General features: G+C 68.0%; 23 protein-coding genes. 10 read left to right on the forward strand and 13 right to left on the reverse strand.

All coding sequences use genetic code 11. From position 1 onward, the window contains the following. Positions 1-62: 62 nt before the first annotated feature. Positions 63-680: a ribonuclease D gene (locus tag N7I30_RS17330; RefSeq protein ID WP_498640463.1), complete on the reverse strand. Its 618-nt coding sequence runs from the start codon at positions 678-680 to the stop codon at positions 63-65. Between the two features lie 108 nt (positions 681-788). Beyond that, the gene (locus tag N7I30_RS17335) at positions 789-1,202 is read right to left on the reverse strand and encodes a winged helix-turn-helix transcriptional regulator (RefSeq protein ID WP_024350959.1); all 414 of its coding nucleotides are present in this window, start codon (positions 1,200-1,202) and stop codon (positions 789-791) included. 331 nt (positions 1,203-1,533) lie between these two features. Here N7I30_RS17335 and dgcN point away from each other — a divergent pair, with 331 nt between their 5' ends. From dgcN to N7I30_RS17355, 4 genes are all read left to right on the forward strand, one after another. Further along, on the forward strand, positions 1,534-2,547 hold the full coding sequence (gene dgcN / locus N7I30_RS17340) for an N-acetyltransferase DgcN (RefSeq protein ID WP_498640465.1): 1,014 nt from the start codon (positions 1,534-1,536) through the stop codon (positions 2,545-2,547). A 91-nt stretch (positions 2,548-2,638) separates the two neighbouring features. Then, positions 2,639-4,840 carry a TRAP transporter permease gene (locus tag N7I30_RS17345; protein ID WP_498640467.1) on the forward strand — a complete coding sequence of 734 codons (2,202 nt, stop codon included), beginning with the start codon at positions 2,639-2,641 and terminating at the stop codon, positions 4,838-4,840. Further along, positions 4,837-5,253, forward strand: coding sequence for a DUF1850 domain-containing protein (locus tag N7I30_RS17350; protein WP_498640469.1), 417 nt, complete (start codon positions 4,837-4,839; stop codon positions 5,251-5,253). Before N7I30_RS17345 ends, N7I30_RS17350 begins: the two co-directional genes overlap by 4 nt. 811 nt (positions 5,254-6,064) lie before the next feature. Beyond that, a complete protein-coding gene (locus tag N7I30_RS17355) occupies positions 6,065-6,466 on the forward strand; it encodes a DUF805 domain-containing protein (RefSeq protein ID WP_498640471.1) in 402 nt (133 codons plus the stop codon). A 494-nt stretch (positions 6,467-6,960) separates the two neighbouring features. Here the strand turns inward: N7I30_RS17355 and betA are convergent, their stop codons facing one another. Both betA and betI read right to left on the reverse strand, forming a co-directional pair. Beyond that, on the reverse strand, positions 6,961-8,664 hold the full coding sequence (gene betA, locus N7I30_RS17360; protein ID WP_498640473.1) for a choline dehydrogenase: 1,704 nt from the start codon (positions 8,662-8,664) through the stop codon (positions 6,961-6,963). After that, positions 8,661-9,257 (reverse strand): choline-binding transcriptional repressor BetI, encoded by a 597-nt coding sequence (betI, locus tag N7I30_RS17365; protein WP_277022347.1) that lies wholly within the window; start codon positions 9,255-9,257, stop codon positions 8,661-8,663. The genes betA and betI overlap by 4 nt, the downstream gene beginning before the upstream one ends. 213 nt (positions 9,258-9,470) lie before the next feature. Here betI and N7I30_RS17370 point away from each other — a divergent pair, with 213 nt between their 5' ends. Beyond that, positions 9,471-11,072, forward strand: coding sequence for a bifunctional metallophosphatase/5'-nucleotidase (locus tag N7I30_RS17370; protein WP_498640476.1), 1,602 nt, complete (start codon positions 9,471-9,473; stop codon positions 11,070-11,072). A 71-nt stretch (positions 11,073-11,143) separates the two neighbouring features. Beyond that, positions 11,144-11,719 carry a DUF2585 domain-containing protein gene (locus N7I30_RS17375; protein WP_498640478.1) on the forward strand — a complete coding sequence of 192 codons (576 nt, stop codon included), beginning with the start codon at positions 11,144-11,146 and terminating at the stop codon, positions 11,717-11,719. Positions 11,720-11,802: 83 nt separating this feature from the next. Here N7I30_RS17375 and N7I30_RS17380 read toward each other — a convergent pair whose 3' ends face one another. Both N7I30_RS17380 and N7I30_RS17385 read right to left on the reverse strand, forming a co-directional pair. Then, on the reverse strand, positions 11,803-12,867 hold the full coding sequence (locus N7I30_RS17380; protein ID WP_498640480.1) for a fatty acid desaturase: 1,065 nt from the start codon (positions 12,865-12,867) through the stop codon (positions 11,803-11,805). Between the two features lie 220 nt (positions 12,868-13,087). Beyond that, entirely contained in the window at positions 13,088-14,341 is a 1,254-nt protein-coding gene (locus N7I30_RS17385; protein ID WP_498640482.1) for an ROK family transcriptional regulator, read from the reverse strand. 263 nt (positions 14,342-14,604) lie between these two features. Between N7I30_RS17385 and N7I30_RS17390 the strand changes: the two genes are divergently transcribed. From N7I30_RS17390 to N7I30_RS17400, 3 genes are all read left to right on the forward strand, one after another. Further along, on the forward strand, positions 14,605-15,633 hold the full coding sequence (locus tag N7I30_RS17390; protein ID WP_228241322.1) for a sugar ABC transporter substrate-binding protein: 1,029 nt from the start codon (positions 14,605-14,607) through the stop codon (positions 15,631-15,633). Between the two features lie 113 nt (positions 15,634-15,746). Next, a complete protein-coding gene (locus tag N7I30_RS17395) occupies positions 15,747-16,817 on the forward strand; it encodes an ABC transporter permease (protein ID WP_009211325.1) in 1,071 nt (356 codons plus the stop codon). After that, entirely contained in the window at positions 16,814-17,602 is a 789-nt protein-coding gene (locus tag N7I30_RS17400; RefSeq protein ID WP_498640485.1) for an ATP-binding cassette domain-containing protein, read from the forward strand. The genes N7I30_RS17395 and N7I30_RS17400 overlap by 4 nt, the downstream gene beginning before the upstream one ends. Positions 17,603-17,632: 30 nt before the next feature. Here the strand turns inward: N7I30_RS17400 and N7I30_RS17405 are convergent, their stop codons facing one another. The 6 genes from N7I30_RS17405 to N7I30_RS17430 all read right to left on the reverse strand — a co-directional run bounded on the left by N7I30_RS17405 (position 17,633) and on the right by N7I30_RS17430 (position 22,626). Then, on the reverse strand, positions 17,633-18,445 hold the full coding sequence (locus N7I30_RS17405) for a hypothetical protein (RefSeq protein ID WP_498640487.1): 813 nt from the start codon (positions 18,443-18,445) through the stop codon (positions 17,633-17,635). 63 nt (positions 18,446-18,508) lie between these two features. Then, positions 18,509-19,357, reverse strand: coding sequence for an ABC transporter permease (locus N7I30_RS17410; RefSeq protein WP_024350945.1), 849 nt, complete (start codon positions 19,355-19,357; stop codon positions 18,509-18,511). After that, positions 19,354-20,142 (reverse strand): ABC transporter ATP-binding protein, encoded by a 789-nt coding sequence (locus N7I30_RS17415; protein ID WP_498640614.1) that lies wholly within the window; start codon positions 20,140-20,142, stop codon positions 19,354-19,356. Before N7I30_RS17415 ends, N7I30_RS17410 begins: the two co-directional genes overlap by 4 nt. A gap of 133 nt (positions 20,143-20,275) precedes the next feature. Continuing rightward, positions 20,276-20,884, reverse strand: coding sequence for a cupredoxin domain-containing protein (locus tag N7I30_RS17420; protein WP_498640489.1), 609 nt, complete (start codon positions 20,882-20,884; stop codon positions 20,276-20,278). Positions 20,885-20,951: 67 nt separating this feature from the next. Continuing rightward, positions 20,952-21,926, reverse strand: a complete 975-nt coding sequence (locus tag N7I30_RS17425) for a YVTN family beta-propeller repeat protein (protein WP_024350942.1) — start codon at positions 21,924-21,926, stop codon at positions 20,952-20,954. Between the two features lie 424 nt (positions 21,927-22,350). After that, positions 22,351-22,626 carry a sulfurtransferase TusA family protein gene (locus N7I30_RS17430; RefSeq protein WP_498640491.1) on the reverse strand — a complete coding sequence of 92 codons (276 nt, stop codon included), beginning with the start codon at positions 22,624-22,626 and terminating at the stop codon, positions 22,351-22,353. A gap of 132 nt (positions 22,627-22,758) precedes the next feature. Between N7I30_RS17430 and N7I30_RS17435 the strand changes: the two genes are divergently transcribed. Next, the gene (locus N7I30_RS17435; RefSeq protein WP_498640493.1) at positions 22,759-24,060 is read left to right on the forward strand and encodes a GGDEF domain-containing protein; all 1,302 of its coding nucleotides are present in this window, start codon (positions 22,759-22,761) and stop codon (positions 24,058-24,060) included. A 28-nt stretch (positions 24,061-24,088) separates the two neighbouring features. On the opposite strand, the gene N7I30_RS17440 is transcribed toward N7I30_RS17435, so the two are convergent. Then, positions 24,089-25,042 carry a hydroxymethylglutaryl-CoA lyase gene (locus tag N7I30_RS17440; RefSeq protein WP_498640495.1) on the reverse strand — a complete coding sequence of 318 codons (954 nt, stop codon included), beginning with the start codon at positions 25,040-25,042 and terminating at the stop codon, positions 24,089-24,091. Positions 25,043-25,343 lie beyond the last annotated feature (301 nt).

Below are 25,343 nucleotides of genomic sequence, written 5' to 3' on the forward strand. Positions count from 1 at the left end.
GCCTGCCTGACAAGGGCTGAGGGCCGCCCATGCGGCAGCCCTCCAACACCAACTTGAGACCCTCAGGCCGAGTGGGAGAAGATGTCCTCGTCGTCCCAGCCGGCGAGGTCGAGCTTGGCCCGGGTCGGCAGGAAGGTGAAGCAGGCCTTGGCCAGATCCATGCGGTCCTCGCGCTCCAGCCGCTTGTAGAGACCGCCCATGATGTCGTGCAGATAGAGGACGTCCGAGGCGGCGTATTCGACCTGCGCCTGCGACAGGGTCTCGGCGGCCCAGTCCGACGATTGCTGCTGCTTGGAGATGTCGACGCCGACCATCTCGCGGGCGAGATCCTTCAGACCGTGCCGGTCGGTGTAGGTGCGGGTCAGGCGCGAGGCGATCTTGGTGCAGAAGATGCCGTCGGTCATCACGCCGAAGGCATGGTAGAGCGCCGCCACGTCGAAGCGGGCATAGTGGAAGATCTTGGTCTTGGCCGGGTCCTTGAGAAGCGCCGTGATGTTCGGCGCCTCACGCTGGCCCTTGGCGATCTGGACGACGTCGGCAGTGCCGTCGCCCGGCGACAGCTGAACGACGCAGAGGCGGTCGCGGCGGGTGTCGAGGCCGAGGGTCTCGGTGTCGATCGCCACCGGGCCGGTGTAGCGGGAAATGTCGGGAAGATCGCCTTTGTGGACGCGGATGGTCATGGATCGCCTTCGCTCAGGGAAAATGTCTGCTTGGCTCTACCGGATTTCGCCGGCGAGGCCAAAGGTCTTCGGCGATCGGAGCGGAGCGGGGGCCTCGGCGTACCGCCGTCAGGCGTTGCCGTCGTTGGAAACCCGGCTGCGCGGCGGCGTGCTCCAGCCGGTGCGCGGATCGAAAAAGCCGCCGTCCAGATGGGCATGCCCCCAGGCCATGACGCCGAGAAGCGCATCTTCCAGCGAGCGGCCGCGCGCCGTCAGGTGATATTCGTGCCGCGGCGGACGGTCCGCATAGGGGCGTCGCTCGACCAGGCCCCAGGTCTCCAGCCGACGCAGACGGTCGCTGAGGATGTTGGTCGGAATGCGCTCGGCGCTTTCGTGCAGGGCACCGAAGGTGTGCTTGCCGTGCCAGAGCAGGTCGCGGACGATCAGCAGCGTCCACTTGTCCCCGAAGATGTCCAGCGTGCGGGCGATCGAGCAGCGCGAGCGAAAATGCCCTCGCGTTGTGTCACGGTCATCCTGCCCCATCCGCTGCTCCTCTTCCGTCCCCTTGCAAGTTACTTGACGGAAAAACAACTTGCAAAACGAAAGTGACACTTCGTCTGTCGCATCCGAGCATCGGGTGATAGCGCAGCCTCGTTCCGCGCCCGTATTCGGCGCGGCTGGCAGGTGCGAACCCTGCCGGCAGCCATGGGTCCTCAGGACGAGCGCCGGCGCCGGAGCGACGCGGGACAACCGGTTCGCGATCGTCGCCCCAGCCAGATGTGCACTGCCGCATTCGCTGCCGTCGCACCGCTTCACAAGCCGTGCCAACTCGGTCAGTCTGCGGCCAGAAGATCCCCTTCCCGAAAGTCGCGCCATGAACGTCACCCCTCCCTATCTCATGTTCCTCGGCGACGTGCCGGACGCGCTGGCCGCCAAGACCGCGCAAGGGGTCGTCGACTGGCGCCGGGACTGGTGCCTGGCCCAGTTGCGGCTGCCGGGCTGCGGCGCCGATCTCGGCCTCGACGAGATGACGGTGCCGGAGGCGGTCGCGGCCGGGGCGAAGACCATGGTCGTCGGCGTCGTCAATGCCGGCGGGGTTCTGCCCGAGCACTGGATCGACACCATCGTGACGGCGCTTGAAGCCGGTCTGGACGTTGCCAGCGGCCTGCATGTGCGCCTTGGCTCGATCGCGCGTATCGCGGCGGCGGCCGAGGCGAACGGCCGCAAGCTCACCGATTTGCGCCAGCCCGATCGCAGCTACGCCACCGGCAAGGGCCACAAGCGCAGCGGCAAGCGCCTGCTGGCGGTCGGCACCGATTGTTCGGTCGGCAAGAAATACGCCGCTCTCTGCCTGGAGCGCGACATGCAGGCGGCCGGCTTCGACGCCGAGTTCCGCGCCACCGGCCAGACCGGTGTCCTGATCGCCGGGCGCGGCGTGCCGCTGGATGCCGTCGTCGCCGATTTCATCGCCGGCGCGGCCGAATGGCTGACGCCCGATGCCGCGGACGACCACTGGGACGTGGTCGAAGGGCAGGGCTCGCTGTTCCACCCGTCCTTTGCCGGCGTGACGCTCGGTCTGCTGCACGGTTCGCAGCCCGATGCCTTCGTCGTCTGCCACGAGCCGACCCGCACGACGATGCGCGGCGTGGCGACGCCGCTGCCGACCATCGCGGCGGTCATCGAGGCGACCATCGCCATGGGCCGGCTGACCAATCCGGACATTCGCTGCGTCGGCCTCTGCGTCAACACCGCCAAGCTCGAGGAGGATGCGGCGCGGGCGTTGCTGGCCGAACTGGCCGAGGAACATGGCCTGCCGGCCACCGATCCGGTGCGCTTCGGCTCGGCGCCGGTGGTGGACGAGATCGCCCGGATCTACGGCAGGCCTTGACGGGGGAGGCCATCGTGCCGGAAAGGGCGGTCGCCTTTCGGGGGCGATGATGTAAGGTCCGGCCGTGAAAGGCCTCTGGGAGGAGCCGTAGATGAGTCAGGGTACGCCGGGAGAACTGGAGAAGCATCACGAGCTGGCGCCGGACGGCGAGCCCGTGAGCCACCACGATCCCTTGTCCTCGGGCTTCCCGCTCGGCACGGAAGGGCGGATCCTGTTCTGGATCGCCTTCACCTTCTCGATCTTCCAGCTCGCCACGGCGGCGCATTTGTGGGACCTGCCGAGCCAGATCGTGCGGGCCGTCCATGTCGGCTTCCTGTGCCTGCTCGGCCTGCCGCTGGTCGCCGCCATCAAGGGCGAGAATGCCGGGCTGAGGGCGCTGTTCTGGCTGCTCGGCCTCGCCGGCATGGGCGTCGCTGTCTATCAATGGTGGGAATACGAGGCGCTGATCTTCCGCGCCGGCATGCCGTCGCTGGCCGACACGATCGTCGGCGTCGCCGCGCTGGCCGTGCTCTTCGTCGCCACCTGGCGGATCATGGGGCCGGCCCTGCCGATCATCGCCGGCTTGTTCCTGGCCTATTGCCTGTTCGGCCGCTTCCTGCCGTCGCCCTTCGTCATCCGCTACTACCCGTTCAGCCAGATCGTCGATCACATGGCCTTCGGCACCGAGGGCATCTACGGCATCCCGACCTACGTCTCGTCCTCCTACATCTTCCTGTTCATCCTGTTCGGCTCGTTCCTGGAGCGGGCCGGGATGATCAAGCTGTTTACCGACATCTCGCTCGGCCTCGTCGGCGGGGCCAAGGGCGGCGCCGCCAAGGTCGCGGTCATCTCCTCCGGCCTGATGGGCACGATCTCCGGCTCGGGCGTCGCCAATGTGGTGACCACCGGCCAGTTCACCATTCCCCTGATGAAGCGCTTCGGCTATCGCGCTGCCTTTGCCGGCGGCGTCGAATCCACCGCCTCCATGGGCGGCCAGATCATGCCGCCGGTGATGGGCGCCGTCGCCTTCATCATGGCCGAGACGCTGAACGTGCCCTATGCCGCCGTCGTCCAGGCCGCGGTCATTCCGGCGGTGCTGTATTTCGGCTCGGTGTTCTGGATGGTGCATCTGGAGGCCGGCAAGCGCGGCCTGATAGGCCTGGAGAAGGGCGAGCTGCCCTCGGCGCTGAACGCGCTGAAGAAGGGCTGGTACCTGCTGCTGCCGCTCGGCGTCCTCGTCTATCTGCTGTTCACCGGCTACACCCCGCTCTATGCCGGCACGATCGGCCTGGCGCTGACCGCGCTGCTCATTCTCGGTGCGCCGCTGGCCGGCCGGATCTCGGTGCAGGGGCTGCGCTACGTCTTCTGGATCGGCCTCGGCCTCTCGGCCGCCGCCTTCTTCGAATACGGCATCCTGCCGGTGGTCATCGCGCTGGCCGTGCTGATCGCTCTGTGCGCTCTGTTCCGGGGCGGCCGCGAGACGCTGCTCCTGACCCGCGACGCGCTGGCCGAGGGCGCCAAGACGGCCCTGCCGGTGGGTATCGCCTGCGCCATCGTCGGCATCATCGTCGGCACCATGACGCTGACCGGCGTCGCCAACACCTTCGGCCAGTTCATCGTGGCGGTCGGCGACACCTCGCTGTTCCTGTCGCTGGTGCTGACTATGATCACCTGCCTGATCCTAGGCATGGGCATCCCGACCATTCCCAACTACATCATCACCTCGTCGATCGCCGGCCCGGCGCTGCTCGCCCTCGGCGTGCCGCTGATCGTCAGCCACATGTTCGTCTTCTATTTCGGCATTCTCGCTGACCTGACGCCGCCGGTGGCGCTGGCCTGCTTTGCGGCCGCGCCCATCGCCAAGGCGCCGGGGCTGAAGATCTCCTTCGAGGCGGTCAAGGTGGCACTGGCCGGCTTCGTCATCCCCTTCATGGCGGTCTACACGCCCGCTTTGATGCTGCAGGATGGCGGTCCGCTGGCCGAATCCATCGGCTACTGGCCGGCTGTCGCCTACATCGTCTTCAAGGCGTGCCTGGCCATCGGCCTGTGGGGCGCCGCCGCGATCGGCTACCTGGTCGCGCCGCTGAAATGGTGGGAGCGGGCGGTGGCGACCGTCGCGGCCTTCACGCTGATCGCCGCAATGCCCATCACCGACGAGATCGGCTTTGCCCTGGCAGCGCTGATCCTCGGCTGGCATGCGCTGCAGATCCGCCGGCACGGCCGGCCCGAGGCGGTCAACCGTACCGGCGGCGGCAGCGGGCCCGCGAAAGCCGGCACCGCCCCCCGCGACGAGACGGTGTCGCCGGCCGAATGATCTGCATCGCCGCTGGCGCCAAGGCGCTGACCCTGGCCGCCACCGCCTTCTCGCTCTCCTGGACCCATTCGGTCGAGAAGACCCGCTGGGAGGAGCGCTGGGTGGCGGGGCCGCAGGGGCTGACGGTCGTCGAAGGCCGCGTCGAGGGCTCCGGCGCCGGCATGGAGCCACCGCCGGACGCCGTCCTGCGCGACGGCGCCTATGTCTACACGCCGCATCTGGCGCCGGTCCCCGAACTCGTCCTCGCCGCCTCCGGCGCCACCGGCTCCGGCTGGACGCTGTGCCCGCTCGGCGATGTTGCGGACAGCCCGGAGACCGACGCCTGCCTCACCCTCGGCCAAACCGCCGCCGCCCCCGTGCGGATTTCGGTGTGCCCGGCGGCTGATGATGAAGGCGCCGCCACACACCGCTGACGCAGCTGCTGGAATGACGCGAACCGCCGGTTGCGGGGTCAGCTCGGCGGCAAGCCGGCAGATGCCACGCCCGCCATCCGCACGACGTCTCATACACGGCCCCCAACCTCAACGCGCGTCATCCTCGGGCTTGTTTGATGGAGCGGCTCTTCCGGCGAGGTTGGCGGTTGCTCGACGCCACCACCCGCACGACGTCTCACACGTGCGCGCCCCACCCCCGACACGCGTCATCCTCGGGCTTGACCCGAGGACCCATTCCTCGGCGCCTCGGCGACCATTCCGTCGGAAGATAAGCGATGCGTCACCGGGAACGGCATGGGTCCTCGGGTCAGGCCCGAGGATGACGACCTTGTTTGATGGAGCGGCTCTTCCGGCGAGGTTGGCGGTTGCTCGACGCCACCACCCGCACGACGTCACACACGTGCGCACCCCACCCCCGACGCGCGTCATCCTCGGGCTTGACCCGAGGACCCATTCCTCAGCGGTTCGGAGTCAACTCCGTCGGAGGATAGCGATGCGTCACCGGGAACGGCATGGGTCCTCGGGTCAAGCCCGAGGATGACGACCTTGTTTGATGGAGCGGCTCTTCCGGCGAGGTTGGCAGCTGCTCGACGCCACCACCACGCGACGCCTAACATCGGCACCTCTCCCCCTCCGCGCGTCATCCTCGGGCTTGACCCGAGGACCCATGCCTCCGCGCTTCAGTGCCCCCTCCCTCGAAGACCAGCACAGCGCCCAAGGTGGCGTCCCGCGTCTTGATCGGGCAGGCTGGCGGTGCCGGCAAGCGGCCGGCAGGTGCAAGGGGCACGCCATGTCGTTCACCGAAGCCATCCGTTCGGTCTTTGCAAATTACGCGACGTTCCGGGGCCGCGCGCCGCGCTCGGAATTCTGGTGGTTCGCGCTGTTCACGCTGCTCGGCAATTTCGTCCTGGGCATCCTCGATGCAATTCTCGTCGGCCCGGCCATGGGCCTCGCGCCCTTTTCGGGCGAGGGTTACCAGCCGCTCGGTTCGATCTTCTCCTTGGCGATCTTCATCCCGTCGCTGGCCGTCTCGGTGCGCCGCCTGCACGATACCGGCCGCAGCGGCTGGTGGTTCCTCGTCAATCTGGTGCCGCTGATCGGCTGGCTGGTGTTCCTCTACTTCGCCGTCCAGCCCAGCGACGCCGCCAACCGCCACGGTCCGCCGCCGTCGACCGGCGCGGTCATGCGCTGAGGGCGCGGCGATGCTCTGCTGCGGTGTGTTTTGTGGATAGGGGATCTTCCGTCGGAGGATCGGACGGCATCACCGGGAACGGCATGGGTCCTCGGGTCCGGCCCGAGGATGACGACCTTGTTTGATGGAAGGTGCACTTTCGCTGAGGTTGGCGGTTGCTCGACACGTCCACCCGCAGGACGTCCAACATTGGCGCCCCACCCCCCGACGCGCGTCATCCTCGGGCTTGACCCGAGGACCCATTCCTCGGCGGTTCGGTGCCCACTCCGTCGGAGAATAGCGACGCGTCACCGGTGCCGGCATGGGTCCTCGGGTCAGGCCCGAGGATGACGACCTTGATTGATGAAGGCGCTCTTCCGGCGAGGTTGGCAGCAGCTCGACGCTGCCACCCGCACCACGTCAAACACGCGCACCCCGCCCTCGACGACGACCTTGTTGGAGGTCACGGCCTTGCCGGCACGCCCCGCACGAACATCGCCCGCCGGCTGCCCTTCCTACCGCTGGCGTTCGCGCCAGTGGGGATCGATCCAGGGCTGCTTGTCGGGCTCGGGGGCCAGCATGCCGTCGCCCAGAATGTGGTCCGCGGCCTTCTCGCCGACCATGATCGAGGGGCCGTTGAGATTGCCGTAGGGGATGCGCGGGAAGATCGAGGAATCGGCCAGCCGCAGGTTCTCGGTGCCGATCACCCGGCAGGCCGGGTCGACCACCGCGTCCGGATCGTCCGGCGAGCCAAGGCGGCAGGTGCCGCAGGGATGATAGGCGCTCTCGGCATGTTCGGCGATGAAGGCGTCGAGTTCGGCATCGCTCTGCACCGCCGCGCCCGGCTGGATTTCCGGCCCGCGAAAATCGTCGAAGGCGGCCTGGGCGAAGAGCTCGCGGGTCAGCCGGATCGCCTGGCGGAACTCGGGAAAGTCGTCCGGATGCGTCATGTAGTTGAAGCGGATCGAGGGCGCGGCGCCCGGATCGTCGCTCTTCAGCCGGATCCGGCCGCGCGACTTGGAGCGCATCGGCCCGACATGGGCCTGGAAGCCGTGGCCGGGGGCCGCGGCCTGGCCGTCATAGCGGATCGCACCGGGCAGGAAATGATACTGGATGTCGGGATATTCGATCCCCGGTGCCGAACGGATGAAGCCCGCCGCCTCGAAATGGTTGGTGGCGCCGTAACCGGTGTGCATCAGCATCCATTCCAGCCCGACGCGGCCCTTGGCGAAGAGATGCAGATAGCCGTTGAGGGTGATCGGCTGGGTACAGGATTGCTGGATATAGACCTCCAGATGGTCCTGCAGGTTCTCCCCGACGCCGGGCCGCGCCACCCGGGTGCGGATGCCGACGCGCGACAATTCGGCCGGATCGCCGATGCCCGAATGCATGAGGATGGTCGGCGAATTGATGGCGCCGGCGGCCAGCACCACCTCGCGCCGGGCCCGCACGATGCCGGTGCGCCGGCCCCGCCGGCCGATCTCGACGCCGACGGCGCGGGTGCCCTCGAAGGCGATGCGCGCCACATTGCCATGCACCAGACGGCAATTGCCGCGGGCCATGGCGGGGCGCAGATAGGCATTGGCGGCCGACCAGCGCCGGCCCCGCCAGATCGTCTGCTGCATCGGGCCGAAGCCCTCCGGCTTTTCGCCGTTGTAATCGTCGGTCAGCGGATAGCCTGCCTGCCTGCCGGCCTCGATGAAGGCGCCGTAGAGCGGGTTCTCCATGGCGCCGCGCTGGACGTTGAGCGGGCCGGACATGCCGCGCCAGGCCGGATCGCCGGCCGGCAGCCCGTCGGCGCGGGGCTCGGTGCCGCCGCCCTCGAAGCATTCCATCCGCTTGAAATAGGGCAGGACGTCGCCGTAGCCCCAGCCCGCCGCGCCGCTCTCGGCCCAATGGTCGAAATCCTTGGCGTGGCCGCGCACATAGACCATGCCGTTGATCGAGGACGAGCCGCCGATCACGCGGCCGCGGGGCGTCGCCAGCCGGCGGCCGGCCAGCGTCTCTTCCGGCTCGGCCCGGTAGCCCCAGTCGTAGCGCGCCATGTTCATCGGGAAGGACAGCGCGCCCGGCATCTGGATGAAGGGGCCCGCATCGGTGCCGCCGGCCTCGACCACGACGACGTCGTAGCGCCCGGATTCCGACAGGCGGTAGGCCAGCGCCGAACCGGCCGAGCCGGAGCCGACGACGACGTAGTCGGCTTCGTCGAGGGTCTTCATGGGGCAATCTCCGCATCGATGACCCGCTCGATCATCCGCACGGCAGCGGCGCGATCGGGCGCGGTGAGGGGGGTCAGGGCCTGGCGCAGCCAGACGCCGTCGATCATGGCGCCGGCGGCAGCGGCGACGGAGACCGCGGCGACCGGGCCGACCAGCGGCTCCAGGCCCGAGATGAGATTGGTCTCCAGCCGCCGGAAATAGACGCGCAGCAGGCGCGCCGCTTCCGAGGAGCGTCGGGCATAGACGTAGAAGACCAGCCAGGCGCTGATCGCCTCGCGGCGGAACTGGCTTTCGTCGAAGGCCGCCTCGATCACCGCCGAGACGCGCTCGCGCGGCGTGCGCGACGCGATCAGCCGCCGGGTGACCTCGGCGCGGAACTCGCGCAGCAGCTGGCGCATGGCGGCGATCAGCAGATCGTCCTTGGCGCCGAAATAATGATGGGCGAGGGCGGGCGAGACGCCGGCCCGCGCCGCGATGTCGGCCATGGTCACTTCGATCGAGCCGGCCTGCTCGACGGCGCCGATCACGGCACCGATCAGCGCCTGGCGGCGCTCGGTCTCGATTCCGCCACGGCCGAGGCGGGACGTTTTCAACTGGGTCATGCCGTAAAGATAATGATGTTGATTGATCAGTCAATCAATTGTGGCGAGGTCCGTGCCCCAGAGGTCGGGGAAGCGGCTGCGGAGCTTGTCCGCGACCCTGTTCAAACCGCCTCTCCTCTGCCTATCATCGCGGATGCGCGGCGCGCCCGGCGACCCGCCCGGCTACTTCGGGATCCTGGCATCCCCCAGCGAAAGAGATGTGACATGAGGCTACTGACAGGGGTCGCGGCAATCGCGCTGACGGCGGCAATGGCGGGCCCGGCGCTCGCCGACTACACGCTGACGATCCTGCATACCAACGACATGCACAGCCGGATCGAGCCGATCAACAAGTACGATTCCACCTGTTCGGCCGACGAACTGGCGGAAGCCAAGTGCTTCGGCGGATCGGCGCGGCTCCTGTCGGGCATCCGGGCGGCGCGCGAAGCCCATCCCAACACGCTGCTCGTCGACGGCGGCGACCAGTTCCAGGGCACGCTGTTCTACACCCGCTACAAGGGCAAGGCCGCGGCCGAGATGATGAACGCGCTCGGCTATGACGCGATGACCGTCGGCAACCACGAATTCGACGATGGCCCGAAGGTGCTACGGGCCTTTATGGAGGAGGTCGAGTTCCCGATCCTGCTCGCCAATGCCGACATCTCGGCCGAGCCGGAACTGGCCGACACGCTGAAGCCCTCGGCGGTGATCGAGAAGGACGGCGAGACGATCGGCCTGATCGGCGTGACGCCGGCCGACACCGGCGAATTGTCGAGCGCGGGCCCCAATGTGCGCTTTTCCGATCCCATCGAAGCGGTCCGTGCTGAGGTCGACCGGCTGACCGGCGAGGGCGTGACGAAGATCGTACTCCTCAGCCATTCCGGCTACGCCGTCGACCAGCGCATTGCCGCGGCCGTCAGCGGCATCGACGTCATCGTCGGCGGCCATACCAACACGCTCTTGTCCAACACCGACGAGAAGGCCGCCGGTCCCTATCCGACCATGATCCCGAACCCGGACGGCGTCGACGTGCCGATCGTCCAGGCCTACGCCTATGGCAAGTATCTCGGCGAACTGACCGTGACCTTCGACGATTCCGGCGTGGTCACCGCCGCGGTCGGCAATCCGGTGATCATGGATGGCGAGATCGCTGAGGACAGCGACCTCAAGACGCGCATCGAGGAACTGGCCAAGCCCCTGCAGGAAATCCGCGAGAAGGTCGTCGGCCGCACCGAGGACCCTATCGACGGGTCGCGCGACACCTGCCGGGCGCAGGAATGCGAAATGGGCAATCTCGTCGCCGACGCCATGCTGGCCCGTGTCGCCGATCAGGGCACGGCGGTCGCCATCGTCAATGGCGGCGGCCTGCGCGCCTCGATCGACGCCGGCGAGATCACCATGGGCGACGTGCTGACGGTGCTGCCCTTCCAGAACACCCTGTCGACCTTCAAGCTGACCGGCGCCGACATCAAGGCGGCGCTCGAGAACGGCGTCTCCGAGGTCGAGGAGGGCGGCGGCCGCTTCCCGCAGGTGGCGGGTCTCAGATACAGCTGGTCGCGGGCCGGCACGCCGGGCGAGGACCGCATCCGCTCGGTCGAGATCCGCGAGGGCGACGGCTACGTGCCGCTCGATCCGGAGAAGACCTATCTCGTCGTCTCCAACAATTTCATGCGCGGCGGCGGCGATGGCTATGGCGTCTTCGCCGAGAAGGGCACCGAGGCCTATGATTTCGGCCCGGCGCTGGAAGAGGTGGTGGTCGAGTATCTCGCCCGCGACAACGCCGCCTACGCGCCCTTCACCGAGGGCCGCATCACCGAGATGCAGTAGGCGGCTCCCGCGCGCCGCGCTATGGGAAGAGGGCCGGCGCCAGCGCCGGCCTTTTTGCGTGAGGGGCGTCGATGACCGAGAGACTGAACAGGATCGGCCGGATCGAGGGACTGGCCGCGCTGGCGATCGTCGTCGCCACGGCGGCGATCCTGCTGGCCATGGGCCGCACGCCGATCTGCGAATGCGGCACGATCAAGCTGTGGCACGGCGTGGTGGTCAGTTCGGAAAATTCCCAGCATCTGTCGGACTGGTACTCGCCGTCGCACCTGATCCACGGCTTCCTGTTCTTCTTCGCCGCCTGGCTGGTCCTGCGGCGGGCCAGCTTCGGCACGCGGCTGGTCCTCGCCCTTGTGGTCGAATGCGCCTGGGAGATCGCCGAGAACACCGATGCGGTGATCCAGCGCTACCGCGAGGCGACGATCGCCCTCGACTATTACGGCGACAGCGTCCTGAACTCGGTGGCCGATATCGGCTTCATGGTGCTGGGGTTCTGGCTGGCGAGCCGGCTGCCGATCTGGCTGACCGTGACGATCGCCGTCGGGCTTGAGATCTTCGTCGGCTGGATGATCCGCGACAATCTCACCCTCAATGTCCTGATGCTGCTGTGGCCGCTGGACGCGGTAAAGGCCTGGCAGGGCGGCGCCTAGGCGCGGCCGGGCAAAAGGCAGCAGGCAGAAAGAAAGTCGGGCAGCGGCGCGTCCCTCGAACGCGCCGCTGCCATCTATGCGTTTCAGGCCGCGGTGGCGGGGGCCGGTTCGAGCCGTGCGCCGAGCGACTTGGCGGCGTCGCGGAACGACACCAGCCGGCGGGCGCTCTCGTCCCACAGGACCAGCTTCACGCAGTTGAAGCTCTGGCGAATGGTGATGCGGCCGAGCCCGTGCAGCTCGGGAAATTCGCGCAGCACCTCCGGCAGCCGGTAGAACGGCACCGTGCTCGACAGGTGATGCACGTGATGGATGCCGATATTGCCGGTGAACCAGCGCAGCACCGGCGGCAGGTCGTAATGCGACGAGCCGTGCAGGGCGGCGTGCTGGAACTTCCACTCGTCGCTCTCCGACCAGTGGGTCTCCTCGAACTGGTGCTGCACGTAGAACAGCCAGACGCCGGCCGTCGCGGCCATCAGGGTGATCGGCAGCTGCACCGCCAGGAAGGGCACGAGGCCCATCGCCCAGATCAGCAGCGCTGCCGGAATGGCGATGCCGAGATTGGTGGCCAGCGTCGAGGTCCAGGGCTGCACGCCGGCGCGCATCAGGCCGACCGGCAGGCGGTACTGGCAGATGAACAGCCATGCGGGCCCGAGGCCGAACATCACCGCCGGGTGGCGGTAGAGCCGGTAGCGGATGCGGCCCCATTTGGACAGGGCGTTGTATTCGGCGACGGTCAGCGTATCGACGTCGCCGATGCCGCGCTGGTCCAGATTGCCGGTGGTGGCGTGGTGCACGGCATGGGTGCGGCGCCAGTAATCATAGGGCGTGAAGGTGACGACGCCGATGACCCGGCCGGTCCAGTCGTTGACCGCGCGGCGGGCGAACAGCGAGCCATGGCCGCAATCATGCTGCAGCATGAACAGCCGCACTAGGAAGCCGGCGGCCGGCACGGTGAGGATCAGCCCCCACCAGTGGCCGTGGGTGACCGCGACGGCGGTCAGGGCCCACAGGGCGACGAAGGGAATGGCCGTGACGGCGATCTCCCAGACGCTGCGCGCGGTATCCGGCTTGCGGTACCGTGCAAGCGCTTTGGTCCAGGAGATGGTCTTGGCGTCGGCTGCGGTGCCGACCGTATCGGTGGAGGTCAAGGAGTATCCAAGCTGGGGTGCCCTCGCCGACCGAGCGCCATCGACCGATCGCGGATCGGGCGGCTGGCGGGAAAACGAGGAGAGATGCGGGAGCGAACCGGCTCGCGCTCCTCCGAGGGCAGGGGGTATTCCCTGCTGACGTGTCTATCATCATGGCGCATTGAGGCAAGGTTGCGACGCGTCCGGCCGATCAATTTCCCCGTGACTCGTGTTGCCGCCCTCACGCTGCCTCGGCGGACAGCCCCCGGTGGTCGAGCAGGAACCGCGCGAAGAACGGCAGGCTCGCCGAGCCGATCTCGCGGGCGCTGGCGCCCATCGTCCCGGCCCGGATATCGAGGGGGGTCAGGCCCTGGCGCCTGAGCCGCACCATAGCCCTCTGGGTCGCCTCGACCAGCCGTGCCCGCACGTTCTCGGGAAAGCCGCCGTCGATGACCGCGCATTCGAAATCATAGACCGCGCTGGCGGAGACGATGGCATAGGCGAGGCCGCGCGCGGCGATGCCCAGCCAGTGGTCGAGGACGGCGCCGAGTTCGTCCCACGCGCCGGCATCCTTCCACAGGACCAGCGGCTCGCCGCCCTCGGCCGCGATCATCTTTTCCAAGACATGGATCGAGGCGAAGTTGATCAGCTGCTCGAAGCCGTCCAGCCGGACGCCTGCCACCCCTTCGCGGGCGGCGCGCGGCACCGGCATCGAGCCCAGCGCGCCGGCATTGCCGGTGCGACCGGTGACGAGGTCGCCGCCCATGACGATCCCGCCGCCGACAAAGGCGCCGACGAAGAAATAGACATAGTCCAGCGAGGTCGTTGCGCCGAAGACGTTCTCGGCGGCGCAGGCCGCCGTCGCGTCATTGGCCAGATTGACCGGCAGGCCGGTGATCGCGACGAGCTCGGCGACGATGTCGACCCGGCGCCAGGCGTCCATGCGTTCGGCCGGCGCGCCGATCTCCTCGGCCCAGGACCACATTTCGTAGGGCATGGCGACGCCGAGGCCGACGATCCGCAGGCGCAGCCGGGCGTCGATCGCGCTGGCGACGCGCGGCTGCGCCTCCCGCACGAAATCGAGGACGAGGTCGACGTCCGGGTAGGCATAGGTCAGCCGTTCGCGCGCCCGCACCACGCCGAGGAAATCCATCAGCACGAGTTCGACCGAGCGGCGGCCGATCTTCAGGCCGAAGGCGAAGGCCCCGGATGGATTGAGCCGCATCGGGATCGAAGGCTGGCCGACCCGGCCGCGCCGCGGCATGTCCCGCAGCACCAGTTCCTCCGCCTCGAGCGCCCGCATGATGACAGATGCAGTCTGCGCCGAAAGGCCGGTGCGGCGGGCGATCTCGGCCTTGGCGAGCTCGCCGTGCTGACGGATCAGGCTGAGGACGGTGCGCTCGTTATGGGCGCGCAGCCCGGACTGGTTGGATCCCCGCATGCGGCCGGAGATCGGCGGAAAGTCGGCGGGAACGCCGTCGGCCTGGGGGTCCATGCATCCTCCCTGCGTGCGCTTCGATGGCGCCGCCCGGTCGACGCGACCGTACGGCGACCCATATTCCGACATGGCGCGCAACGGCCGGAGCGTTGCATCGATCCATGCCGCCGTCAATAAATAAATCAACGTGATTTATTATCGTTGACAGCGTTCTCGGCTTGGTGTTTCGTAAGGTCGACGGGGCTAGCGAGGAGGCCGGCCCGCCGCGTTTCACGGCGCGCAATGTCGGCATCGGCCGACGGTTCTGGGAGGTTCTCAACGTGACATTCCGTACGCTACTCGCATCCACCGCCATTGTCGGCCTCGCGGCCCTCGCCACGCCGGCCGCCGCGCAGGACGCCAAGACCAGCGCCTGCCTGATCACCAAGACCGACATCAACCCGTTCTTCGTCAAGATGAAGGAAGGCGCCACGGCCAAGGCCGAGGAACTCGGCATCGAGCTGTCCAGCTATGCCGGCAAGGTCGATGGCGACCACGAGACCCAAGTCCAGGCGGTCGAGAGCTGCATCGCGGCCGGCGCCAAGGGCATCCTGATCGCCGCCTCCGACACCAAGGCGATCACCGACGTGGTCAAGCGGGCTCGTGACAACGGCGTTCTGGTGATCGCCCTCGACACGCCGCTGGAGCCGATCGACGCGGCCGACGCGACCTTCGCCACCGACAATTTCAAGGCCGGCCTGCTGATCGGCCAGTGGGCCAAGGCGACGATGGGCGACAAGGCCGCCGACGCCAAGATCGCGCTGCTCGACCTGTCGCCGGCCGCGCCGTCGGTCGACGTCCTGCGTGACCAGGGCTTCCTCAAGGGCTTCGGCGTCGACGTGAAGGACGAGGCGACGATCGGCGACGAGGACGATCCGCGCATCGTCGGCCACGACGTGACCGCCGGCAACGAGGAAGGCGGCCGCACCGCGATGGAAAGCCTGCTCCAGAAGGATTCGGGCATCAACGTCGTCTACACGATCAACGAACCGGCCGCGGCCGGCGCCTATGAGGCGCTGAAGTCCTTCGGCATGGAGGAGAACGTCCTGATCGTTTCCGTCGACGGCGGCTGCCCTGGCGTCAAGAACGTCGAAGAGGGCGTCATCGGCGCCACCTCCCAGCAATATCCGCTGGACATGGCGGCCAAGGGCATCGAGGCGATCGCCCAGTATGCCAAGGACGGCACCGTGCCGCAGCCGACCGAAGGGCTCGACTTCTTCGACACCGGCGTCAACCTGGTGACCGACGCGCCGGTGGACGGTGTGGAGTCGATCAGCGTGGCCGAAGGCCTCGATCGCTGCTGGGGATGATGGACGAACGGGCGGCCTTCGGGCCGCCCCTTTCCATCCCTGCAAACCCGCTTCCACCTTCGCCGAGCCGGCCCGATGCAGGGGCATGGCAGGGCCGACCGGAGTGAGACGACATGAGTGATCCGACCAGCCGGGGAGCGGATTTCGAATCCTCCCTGAAGGACAGCGACGTGACGGTCGCCGCCTTCGAGCGCCGCTCGCGCGGCCCGCTCGACGCGGCCCAGCATTTCCTTCACGGCGCGCCGACCATGGTGCCGGTGATCGTGCTGCTCCTGTCGGTCGCCGTCTTCGGCGTGGTCTCCAACAATTTCTTCTCCGCCTTCAACCTGTCGCTGATCATGCAGCAGGTGGCGATCGTCGGCATTCTCGCCGCCGCCCAGAGCCTCGTCATCCTGACCGCCGGCATCGACCTGTCGGTCGCCGCGGTGATGGTGATGATCTCGGTGATCATGGGACGGCTCAGCGTCGAGGCCGGGCTGCCGGTGCCGCTCGCGATCCTTTCCGGCTTTGTGGTCGGCACGCTGACCGGCCTTCTGAACGGCATCCTGGTGACCAAGGTGCGGCTGCCGCCCTTCATCACCACCCTCGGCACCTGGAACGTCTTCCTGGCGCTGAACTATTATTTCTCCAATCGCGAGACGATCCGCAGCCAGACGCTGGATGCCGAGGCCCCGCTGCTGAAGCTGTTCGGCGAGCGCTTCAACATCGGCGGCGCGGTCCTGACCTGGGGCGTGGTTCTGATGGTCGTGATCTTCGTGGTGCTCTGGTTCGTCCTCAACCGCACCGCCTGGGGCCGGCATGTCTACGCCATCGGCGACGACAAGGAAGCGGCGGAACTGTCGGGCATCCGCACCGACCGGACGCTGATCTCGGTCTACATGGTCTCGGGCTTCATCTGCGCCCTGGCGGCCTGGGCCTCGATCGGCCGCGTCGGCTCGGTCAGCCCGACCTCCTTCTTCGAGGCCAATCTGGAATCCATCACCGCCGTGGTGATCGGCGGCATCTCGCTCTTCGGCGGACGTGGCTCGATCATCGGACCGATGATCGGCGCCCTGATCGTCGGCGTCTTCAATTCCGGCCTGCGCCTCGCCGGCGTCGACGTCCTGTGGCAGCTCTTCGCCACGGGCTGGCTGATCATTCTCGCGGTCGCGATCGACCAGTGGATCAGGAAGGTCTCCGCATGAGCACGTCCCAGACACCCGTCCTCTCGGCACGCGGCATCGTCAAGAACTACGGCCGCGTCACCGCCCTCGATCACGCCGATTTCGATCTCTATCCCGGCGAGATCCTCGCCGTGATCGGCGACAATGGCGCCGGCAAGTCCTCGCTGATCAAGGCGATCTCCGGCGCCGTCAGCATCGACGAGGGCGAGATCCGCCTGAACGGCGAGCCGGTGCGCTTCACCTCGCCCATGCAAGCGCGCGATGCTGGCATCGAGACGGTGTACCAGAACCTCGCACTGTCGCCGGCGCTGTCGATCGCCGACAACATGTTCCTCGGCCGGGAAATCCGCAAACCGGGTTTCATGGGCAAATATCTGCGGATGCTCGACCGCACCGCCATGGAGCGGATCGCCCGCGACAAGCTCTCCGAACTCGGCCTGATGACCATCCAGAACATCGGCCAGGCGGTCGAGACCCTGTCGGGCGGCCAGCGCCAGGGCGTCGCAGTGGCGCGCGCCGCGGCCTTCGGCTCCAAGGTGCTGATCCTCGACGAGCCGACGGCGGCCCTCGGCGTCAAGGAATCGCGCAAGGTGCTGGAGCTGATCCAGGACGTGCGTTCGCGCGGCATGCCGATCGTCCTGATCTCGCACAACATGCCGCATGTCTTCGAGGTCGCCGACCGGATCCATGTCCACCGCCTCGGCAAGCGGCTCTGCGTCATCGACCCGAAGACCGCCTCGATGAACGATGCCGTGGCGCTGATGACAGGCGCCAAGACCCCGGAATCGGACATGGTCGCGGCCTGACGGCCGCGACCCTCGTCGGGAAGTGCAGTCCTACAGCGCGCCGGCGATGGCCCGCGCCAGCCCGAAGGCCCGCTGTTCGATCAGGATCGGCACCTCGCAGACATAGGTCAGCGACTCCCGGCGCTCGTTGAAGATGCGCGTGTCCCACAGCAGCGCCTGCCGGGCGTTCTCGATGTCGTTGTTGCTGGATGCGGGGTCGCGCTGCACCTCGGCGAAGTCGGCCGACTGCGCCCGCAGCTTGGCCGCCAGCGCCTTCTGCTTGGCGCCGTAGCGCTCGATGCCGCCCATCACCTCGCTGCGCTCGTTGTTCAGCCGCGCCAGCATGTCGACGAACAGCGCCGTGGCGGCGGCCTCGCGCTCGGCCTCCGGCAGGTCGGCGACATGCGCCCGGACCAGCGCTTCGGCCTCCTCCAGCGGCAGGCGCCGTGCCACCACCCGGTCGATCAGCGCCCGCATCTCGGCTGTCCGCTCGACCGTGTCGGCCAAGGCGAGATCGGGTCCCGCCCAGATCTGCGCCGGGGTGATCGATTCCACCCGCCGCTGGACGCAGGGCCAGTCGGTGGTGCCCTTTTCGCCGCCGCGCGCAAAGCTCATCGGATCGGCCGGCGCGCCATCACCGGCAGCCGGCTCCCCGTCCGTCTCCGCAGCGCTTCCCTCTGGCGACGCTACATCGGCCGGCGGGGCATTGGTGGGGGCGGGGCCCGGCACGACGAAGCCCTCCGGCACGGCGCGCGGCGACGCGCCGTCCTGCGCTACTGCGCTGCCGGCGCCAATGACAGTCGCCAGTGCCAGCAGCGACACGGCGGCAACTACCGAGCGGCGGGCGGTGAGACGGACGAACATGAGAATCCTCCCTGTATCGCGGCGCGCGATGGCGGCCCGGCATCGGCCGCCGCCGCACACCGCCTATTGCTGGCGCTTGCGGCTGATCAGCCCGCGCTGTGGGTCGTAGGAGATGATCGCGCCGCCGAGGAAGACGATCGTGCAGCCGACGACGATCGCCAGCGCCGGGGCGTTGAGCTGGCCGTACAGCGCGAAGCGCACCAGCTCGACGGCGTGGGTGAACGGGTTGAACAGGCAGATCTGGTAGAGGAGCGGGCTCGATTCCTGCACCCGCCACAGCGGGTAGAGCGCCGAGGAGGCGAAATACATCGGGAAGATCACGAAGTTCATCACCCCGGCGAAATTCTCCAGCTGCTGCACCAGCGACGACAGCAGCATGCCCAGCGAGCCGAGCATCAGGCCGCTGATGATCAGCGCCGGCAGCACATAGAGATAACCCGACCAGTGCGGCTGCACCTCCCAGAACCAGGCGATGGCGAAGAAGACGTAGACCTGCAGGATGCCCACGGCGACGCCGGCGCCGAGCTTGGCGACCAGCAGGAACCAGCGCGGCAGCGGCGAGACCAAGAGCGTCTTCATCGTCCCGGTCTCCCGGTCGTAGACCATCGAGAGCGACGATTGCATGCCGTTGAACAGGAGGATCATGCCGACCAGCCCCGGCGTGATGTAGACCTCGTAGAGAATGTAGGTCTGGTAGGGCGCGGTGATCGACACGCCGAGCACCTGCCGGAAGCCGGCGGCAAAGATGAACAGCCACAGGAGCGGTCGCACCAGGGCCGAGACGAAGCGCTCGCGCTGGTGCAGGAAGCGCAGCGCCTCGCGCCCGACGATGCCGCGCAGGCAGATCGCATAGGCCGCGAGCGGAAAGCCGCGGGCCGGCTCGCGGCCGGCCATGTCGGGCGTGGCGCTCATGGCATCGTCTCCGGTTCCACCTTCGGCGTCGCCAGCCCCGTGAGCCGCGAGAAGGCGTCGCGGATCGAGCCGGCGCTTTCCGCCGCCACGACGTCCGGCACCCGGCCTTCGGCCAGCACCTTGCCGTGATGCAAAACGACAACCCGGTCGCTTTCGTCGATCTCGTCGATCAGGTGCGTCGCCCACAGGACGCTGACGCCCTCGTCGGCGACGAGCCGGCGGACCTCCGCGACGATCTCGGCGCGCGAGCGGATGTCGAGCCCGACCGTCGGCTCGTCGAGCAGGATCAGGCGGGGCCGGTGCATGAAGGCGCGCACGATCTCGACGCGGCGCAGCTGGCCGCCGGACAGGCTGCGGGCCTTGTCGCCCAGCCGGTCGATCAACTCCGAGCCCTGCAGGATTTCCGCGATGCGCTGCCGGGCTGCGACGCGGGACATGCCGTGCAGCGCGGCGTGATAGGTCAGGTTCTGGCCGATCGACAGTTCCAGATCGAGGGTGCGGGCCTGGAATACCACGCCCAGCCGGCGCAGCGCCTCGCCGGGATGACGGTCGAGCGGCCAGCCGAGAATGTCGATCCGGCCCTCGCGCACGTTGAACAGGCGCGTCACCAGCGAGAACAGCGTCGACTTGCCGGCGCCATTGGGGCCGAGCAGCGCGGTGAAGGAACCCTGCGGCACCGTGAAGGACACGTCGTCGAGCGCCTTGCGGGCCCCATAGGCATGGCTGACATGGGCGACGGAAAGGGCAGCGACCCCTGGCTCATGCGGCTTGGTGGCTGAAACCATCGTCATCCGTTGCAATCTGTGCGCCCGCCCGATCTTACCGCGAGGGCTCGGAGAAAACACCCGCTAAAACACCGGCAACCCGCCCGCCGGACCGGCGGGGCGGGCTGCCCGTGATCGTTCACAAAGGTGCGGATCAGGGAACGACCGTGATCGTGCCCTTCATGCCTTCCTTCTCGTCCAGCCCCTCGACATACCAGTCGTAGCGACCCGGACGGATGGTCTGGAACTGCACGGTGATCGGGCCCTTGGCGTCGAATTCCAGCCAGGCCGGCGCGCCGTTCATGTGGATCTCGCGATCCTCAATGACGATCTGGTTGTTCCAGACGCTTCGGAAGAAGGCCGGGGCATGGAACTTGTACTCGACGCCGCCATCCGAGACGATGTCCCAGCGATAGGGCTGGCCGGCGCGCAGGACGAAATCCTTGGCGCTGACCGCATAGGGATCGTCACTGGAGCCGATCGTCAGGGGCGTGATGATCTGCGAGGAGAGCGACAGCGGCGGCAGGCCGATCTGGTCGCCGTTGAGGGCGCTGGCCGGCATCATTTCCGAGCCCGGCATCATCTCCAGTTCGCTGGCCGGCGGCACCATGGCGCCGCCATGGGCGTCGTCATCGTCGTCATCATCATCATCGTCGTCGTCATCGGCGGTGACGGACGCATTGCCGCTGTCCTGCGCGGCGGCGACGGTCGCCGGCGCAAAGGCCAGGAAGGCCGCCATCAGCGATAGCCAGACTGGTTTCATTCTCTCTCTCCCCAAAACATGGCTGCGGGAAGCAGCCCTTCAGATCCTCCCCGCGACGCGCGGCCGGCTATTCGTCCCCCGCCACGGCCACGCCCCAGGGCTCGCGTCCCACCTGCACCGACTTGATGACCTTGTCGGCCGCCACGTCGATGATCGAGATATCGTTGGAAATGCCGTTGGTGGTGAACAGATGCGTCTGGTCCGGCGAGAAGGCGAGCTGCCACACCCGCTGGCCGACCAGCAGATAGTCCAGCACCTCGTAGGTGTTGCCGTCGATCACCGCGATCCGGTTGGCGGGTCCGAGCGCCACATAGGCCTTGGAGCCGTCGTCGGTGATCCGCACGCCCACCGGCTGGATCGCCTCTGAGCGGATGCCGGGAATCTCGAAGGTGATCTTCTTCTTGATCTCCTTGGTGTCGGCGTCGATCACGCTGACCGTGCCGCCGATCTCGGCGGTCACCCAGACCTCCGACCCGTCGCTCTTGTACTGGGCGAAGCGCGGCCGCGAATCCACCAGCACATTGGCGACGATGCGGTGGGTCTCCCGATCGATGAAATGCGCCATGTTGGTGGTTTCGGAGGTGTTCACGATGATCGCGCCATCGGGCGAGATGCCCATGCCTTCCGGCTCGACGCCGACCGGGATCTCGGCCAGCCTTGCGCCGGTTTCCAGATCGATGACGGTGACGAGATTGTCGTCCTCATTGGCAGCATAGAGCCGGTCGCCGGTCGCCGAAACGACCAGGAGTTCCGGGTCGGGGCCCGACGGCAGGGTGCGGATGAATTCGTAGGTCTCGGTGTCGTAGACCTGGATCGTGTCGCTGTCGCTGGCGCAGACATAGAGATGCTTGCCGTCGGGGCTGACGGCGATGCCGCGCGGCCGCTGGCCGACCTCGAAGGTGTCGACGACGGCGAAATCGGCCGAGTCGAGCACCGTGATGTCGTTGCCCTTCTCGTTCGACACGAAGATCTTGTAGGCAAAGGCAGGGCTCGCCGACAGAGCGAGCGTGGCGGCGAGCGCCGTCAGGGTCAGTCGTCTCATCTTTCCTCCCGGCGGGGCAGGCCCCGTCTGCGTCTGTCTCGGCGGCCCTCAGGGGCGGCCGACCATACGCCATGCCGACCCGTCCCCGCGAGCCGTGTTTTTCCCGTCGCCCGCCGATCCGTGGCGCGCCTGTCCGTGCCCGTCTGACCGGGCCGTCGCAACCGGCGATGGACGGATGACCCGCGGATCGGCCTCCGTTCCGGGACCGCGGGAAAACTGGACCCGGTCGCCCCGGCCCCGCTGCCTTTGGGAGGGGCAGGAAGCCGGGAGACGACCGTTGCAGTGACGCTAGCCCGGCGTCCTTACGATCGGCAACGGGACAAGTTCCCGTCTTTGTCGCAGGCGGCTTTCCCGGGCTTCACGGGGTGCCGGACGATGCCATCCGTTGCCGCCTGTCACTGCGGGAGAGCGTTCGGCAGGCCGGTCAGGCGGCGGCGGTCGGGGCCGATTTCTCGATCACGAAGACGCTGCGCTCGCCCTCGCGTTCGGTGGCCGCGAGCCGGTAGCCCATCTCGGCGACCAGATTGGGAATGTCGATCACCGCCAGCGGATCGGTGCAGCGCACTTCCAAGCGCTCGCCCGGCGCGATGCCGCCGAGCGCCTTGCGGGTCTTCAAGGCCGGAAGCGGGCATTTCAGCCCGGTGAGGTCGAGGATCGTGGTCATGCGGGCGACGATGGTCGAGCGGCGACGGCCCGTCAATCGCCGCGATGTCGCCCGGCGCCGAAGTCCCCCGCCGGGCCGGCAAAGAGGCTGATCCGGTATGATATGGCAATCTTGCTTTTACGCTTGTCTGCGAAGCTCGGCGCAGGAGACATCACCAATGTGCCGCGCATGACCGTTCCGCCCGCGTCCGTTCCGAAGCGACGATCCGGCCCGCTTGCGCGCGTCCGGTTCTACGGCTCGCGGCCCGTGATCACCGATGTCGAGCAATTGCTGGCCATGCGGACACGCGACATCCGCCTGGACGGCGAGATCGGCAAGCTCTTCCGCGATCGCATCTGGTCCCAGTCCGCCAAGATCATCCGGGCCTGGATGATCTGGGTCGCTCTCCTCAACGTCCTGATGCTGACGCTGTCCTGGTTGACGCTGCCGCCGGCCGTGACCCTGTCGATGCTCGTGCCCGGCGCGGTCCTGTCGCCGGTGGCCATCGCGGTCTTCCTGATCTGGCGCAAGCCCCGGGCCCAGCGCCTGCAGCGCGTCGCCCTGGTCGTCGGGATGGGGGTCATCCTCCTGGGCGTCGCGCTGATCGGCGAGGCGGCGGGCGGCGGCTATCACGAACGCTATCTGAACATCATGATGGTGGTGGCGATCTCGGCCATCATCATCTTCGGCATCCCGCTGCGCTGGACGGCGGCGATCGCCGCCATCACCGTCTGTCTCTACTGCATCTTCCAGCTCCGCAATCCGGATCTGGGAACCGGCAGTGCCCTGGCGTGGACGCTGTTCTTCGCCTGCGGCATCGGCGCGACCGTGGTGGCCCGGCGCAGCATGACGCTTCTGGCCCAGAAGGCGTTTCTTCTCGACCTGCGCGACAAGACCCGCGTGGCGGAACTCGCCGCCGCGAACGACCGGCTCGAGGAACTCGCCCGGACCGATCCCCTGACCGGCGTGGCCAACCGGCGCTGGATGACGGAGATCCTCGACGCGCTGTGGAGCGCTCCGCGGACGCGGGTCTCCGGCGCCCTGCTGATGTGCGACATCGACGACTTCAAGAACCTCAACGACCGTCTCGGCCATGGCGAGGGCGATCGCTGCCTGATCGAAGTGGCCAGGCTCATCGGCGATTGCGTGCGGCGGGACGGCGACAAGGTCGCCCGTTACGGCGGCGAGGAGTTCCTGGTTCTCCTGCGCGGCGTCGATACGCAGGCGGCGCTCGCCACCGCGGAGCGAATCCGCCGCAGCATCGCCGATGCCGGGCTCGCCAATCCGGGGTCGCAGGTCTCGCCCCAGGTGACGATCAGCATCGGCGTCGCGGCACTGGAGCCGGGCGACGGCGACGTCACGCCGCAACAATTGCAGAAACGTGCCGACGAGGCGCTGTATCTGGCCAAGCAGGCCGGCCGCAACCGCGTCGTGCTCTACGGCGCCGATGCGGCCTGTCCGGAACGATCACGGCTGACCGAGGACGCCTGACGGCCTGAGGCGGCCATTCGCCGGGCCGTCACATCCGTTTCCGGCAGACGCTCAGGCGCTGGCGCGGGCCGCAGGCCGCGCCGTCGGACCGAGCGATCCGCCAGGCGGCGCTGTCCAGCGGCGTGTCGCGCCAGTCGGCGAGAAGGGCCGCCGCCTCGAGGAGGCCCGCCGGATCGACGCCGGTCGCCACATCCATGGCATGCAGCATCGCCACCACGTCCTCGGTCGCCGAATTGCCGGTCGCGCCCGGCGCGTAGGGGCAGCCGCCAAGGCCCCCCACCGCCGCGTCGAAGGACCGGATGCCCGCCTGCAGGCCGGCCAGCGTGTTGGCCAGCGCCTGGCCGCGCGTGTCGTGCAGATGCAGCTCGAACTCGGTGTCCGGGAACCGGGTCAGCATCAGCGTCGACAGGGCATGGACCTGCGCCGGATTGGCGACGCCAATCGTGTCGCAAAGCCCGATGCGCGGCGCCCCGGCCTCGACGAAGCGGCTGGCGATCTGGGCGACATGCTCCGGCGCGACGGCACCGTCGAAGGGACAGCCGAACACTACCGACAGCGAGACGCGGGTCTTCAGGCCGGCCTGCCGGGCCTCGGCCTCCAGCTCCAGCAATTCGGTGACCGAGGCCTCGGTGGTGCGGTTGAGATTGGCGGTGTTGTGGGCATCGGTCACCGAGACGACCAGCGTTACGCCCTTCGCTCCGGCGGCCATCGCCCGGTCGAGCCCGCGGCGGTTGGGGATCAGCGCGAAGGGCGTGATGGGCAGATCGGCGACGGCGCGGGTCACCTCTTCCGCGTCGGCGAGGTTCGGGATCCATTTGGGATGGGTGAAGGACGTCACCTCGATCTCGGTCAGGCCGGCCGCCGCCAGGCGCCGCACGAGTTCGATCTTCTGGTTGGTCGGCAGGTATTTCGGCTCGTTCTGCAGGCCGTCGCGCGGACCGACCTCGACGATGCGGACCTTGGAAGGCAGGGACATGGTCATGGCGAAACGCTCCTCAAGGTCCATCGGGCGCCGTCGGGACGGGCGCGGGGGTCGGCCGATCCGGCTGCGCCACGGGCACGCGGTCCGGATCGCTGCGGTTCTACGCCGAAGGCCGGCCACCTGCCAAGCATTCGCCGGGATGCCGGCGGGTTCGCCTGCTGCGGGGAGCGCGGGCCTGGAGACGCGAAGGCGAACCAAGTCTACCATGCCACAATCGAAGATAACAAAATCACACGAGAGGTGTTGCGAATTTCCCGCGGCCTGTTACATCGAAGCTGAACCGGCGCGGTCGGTCGGGAAG

Source organism: Aurantimonas litoralis, from assembly GCF_026153195.1.
Lineage (GTDB): Bacteria > Pseudomonadota > Alphaproteobacteria > Rhizobiales > Rhizobiaceae > Aurantimonas > Aurantimonas coralicida.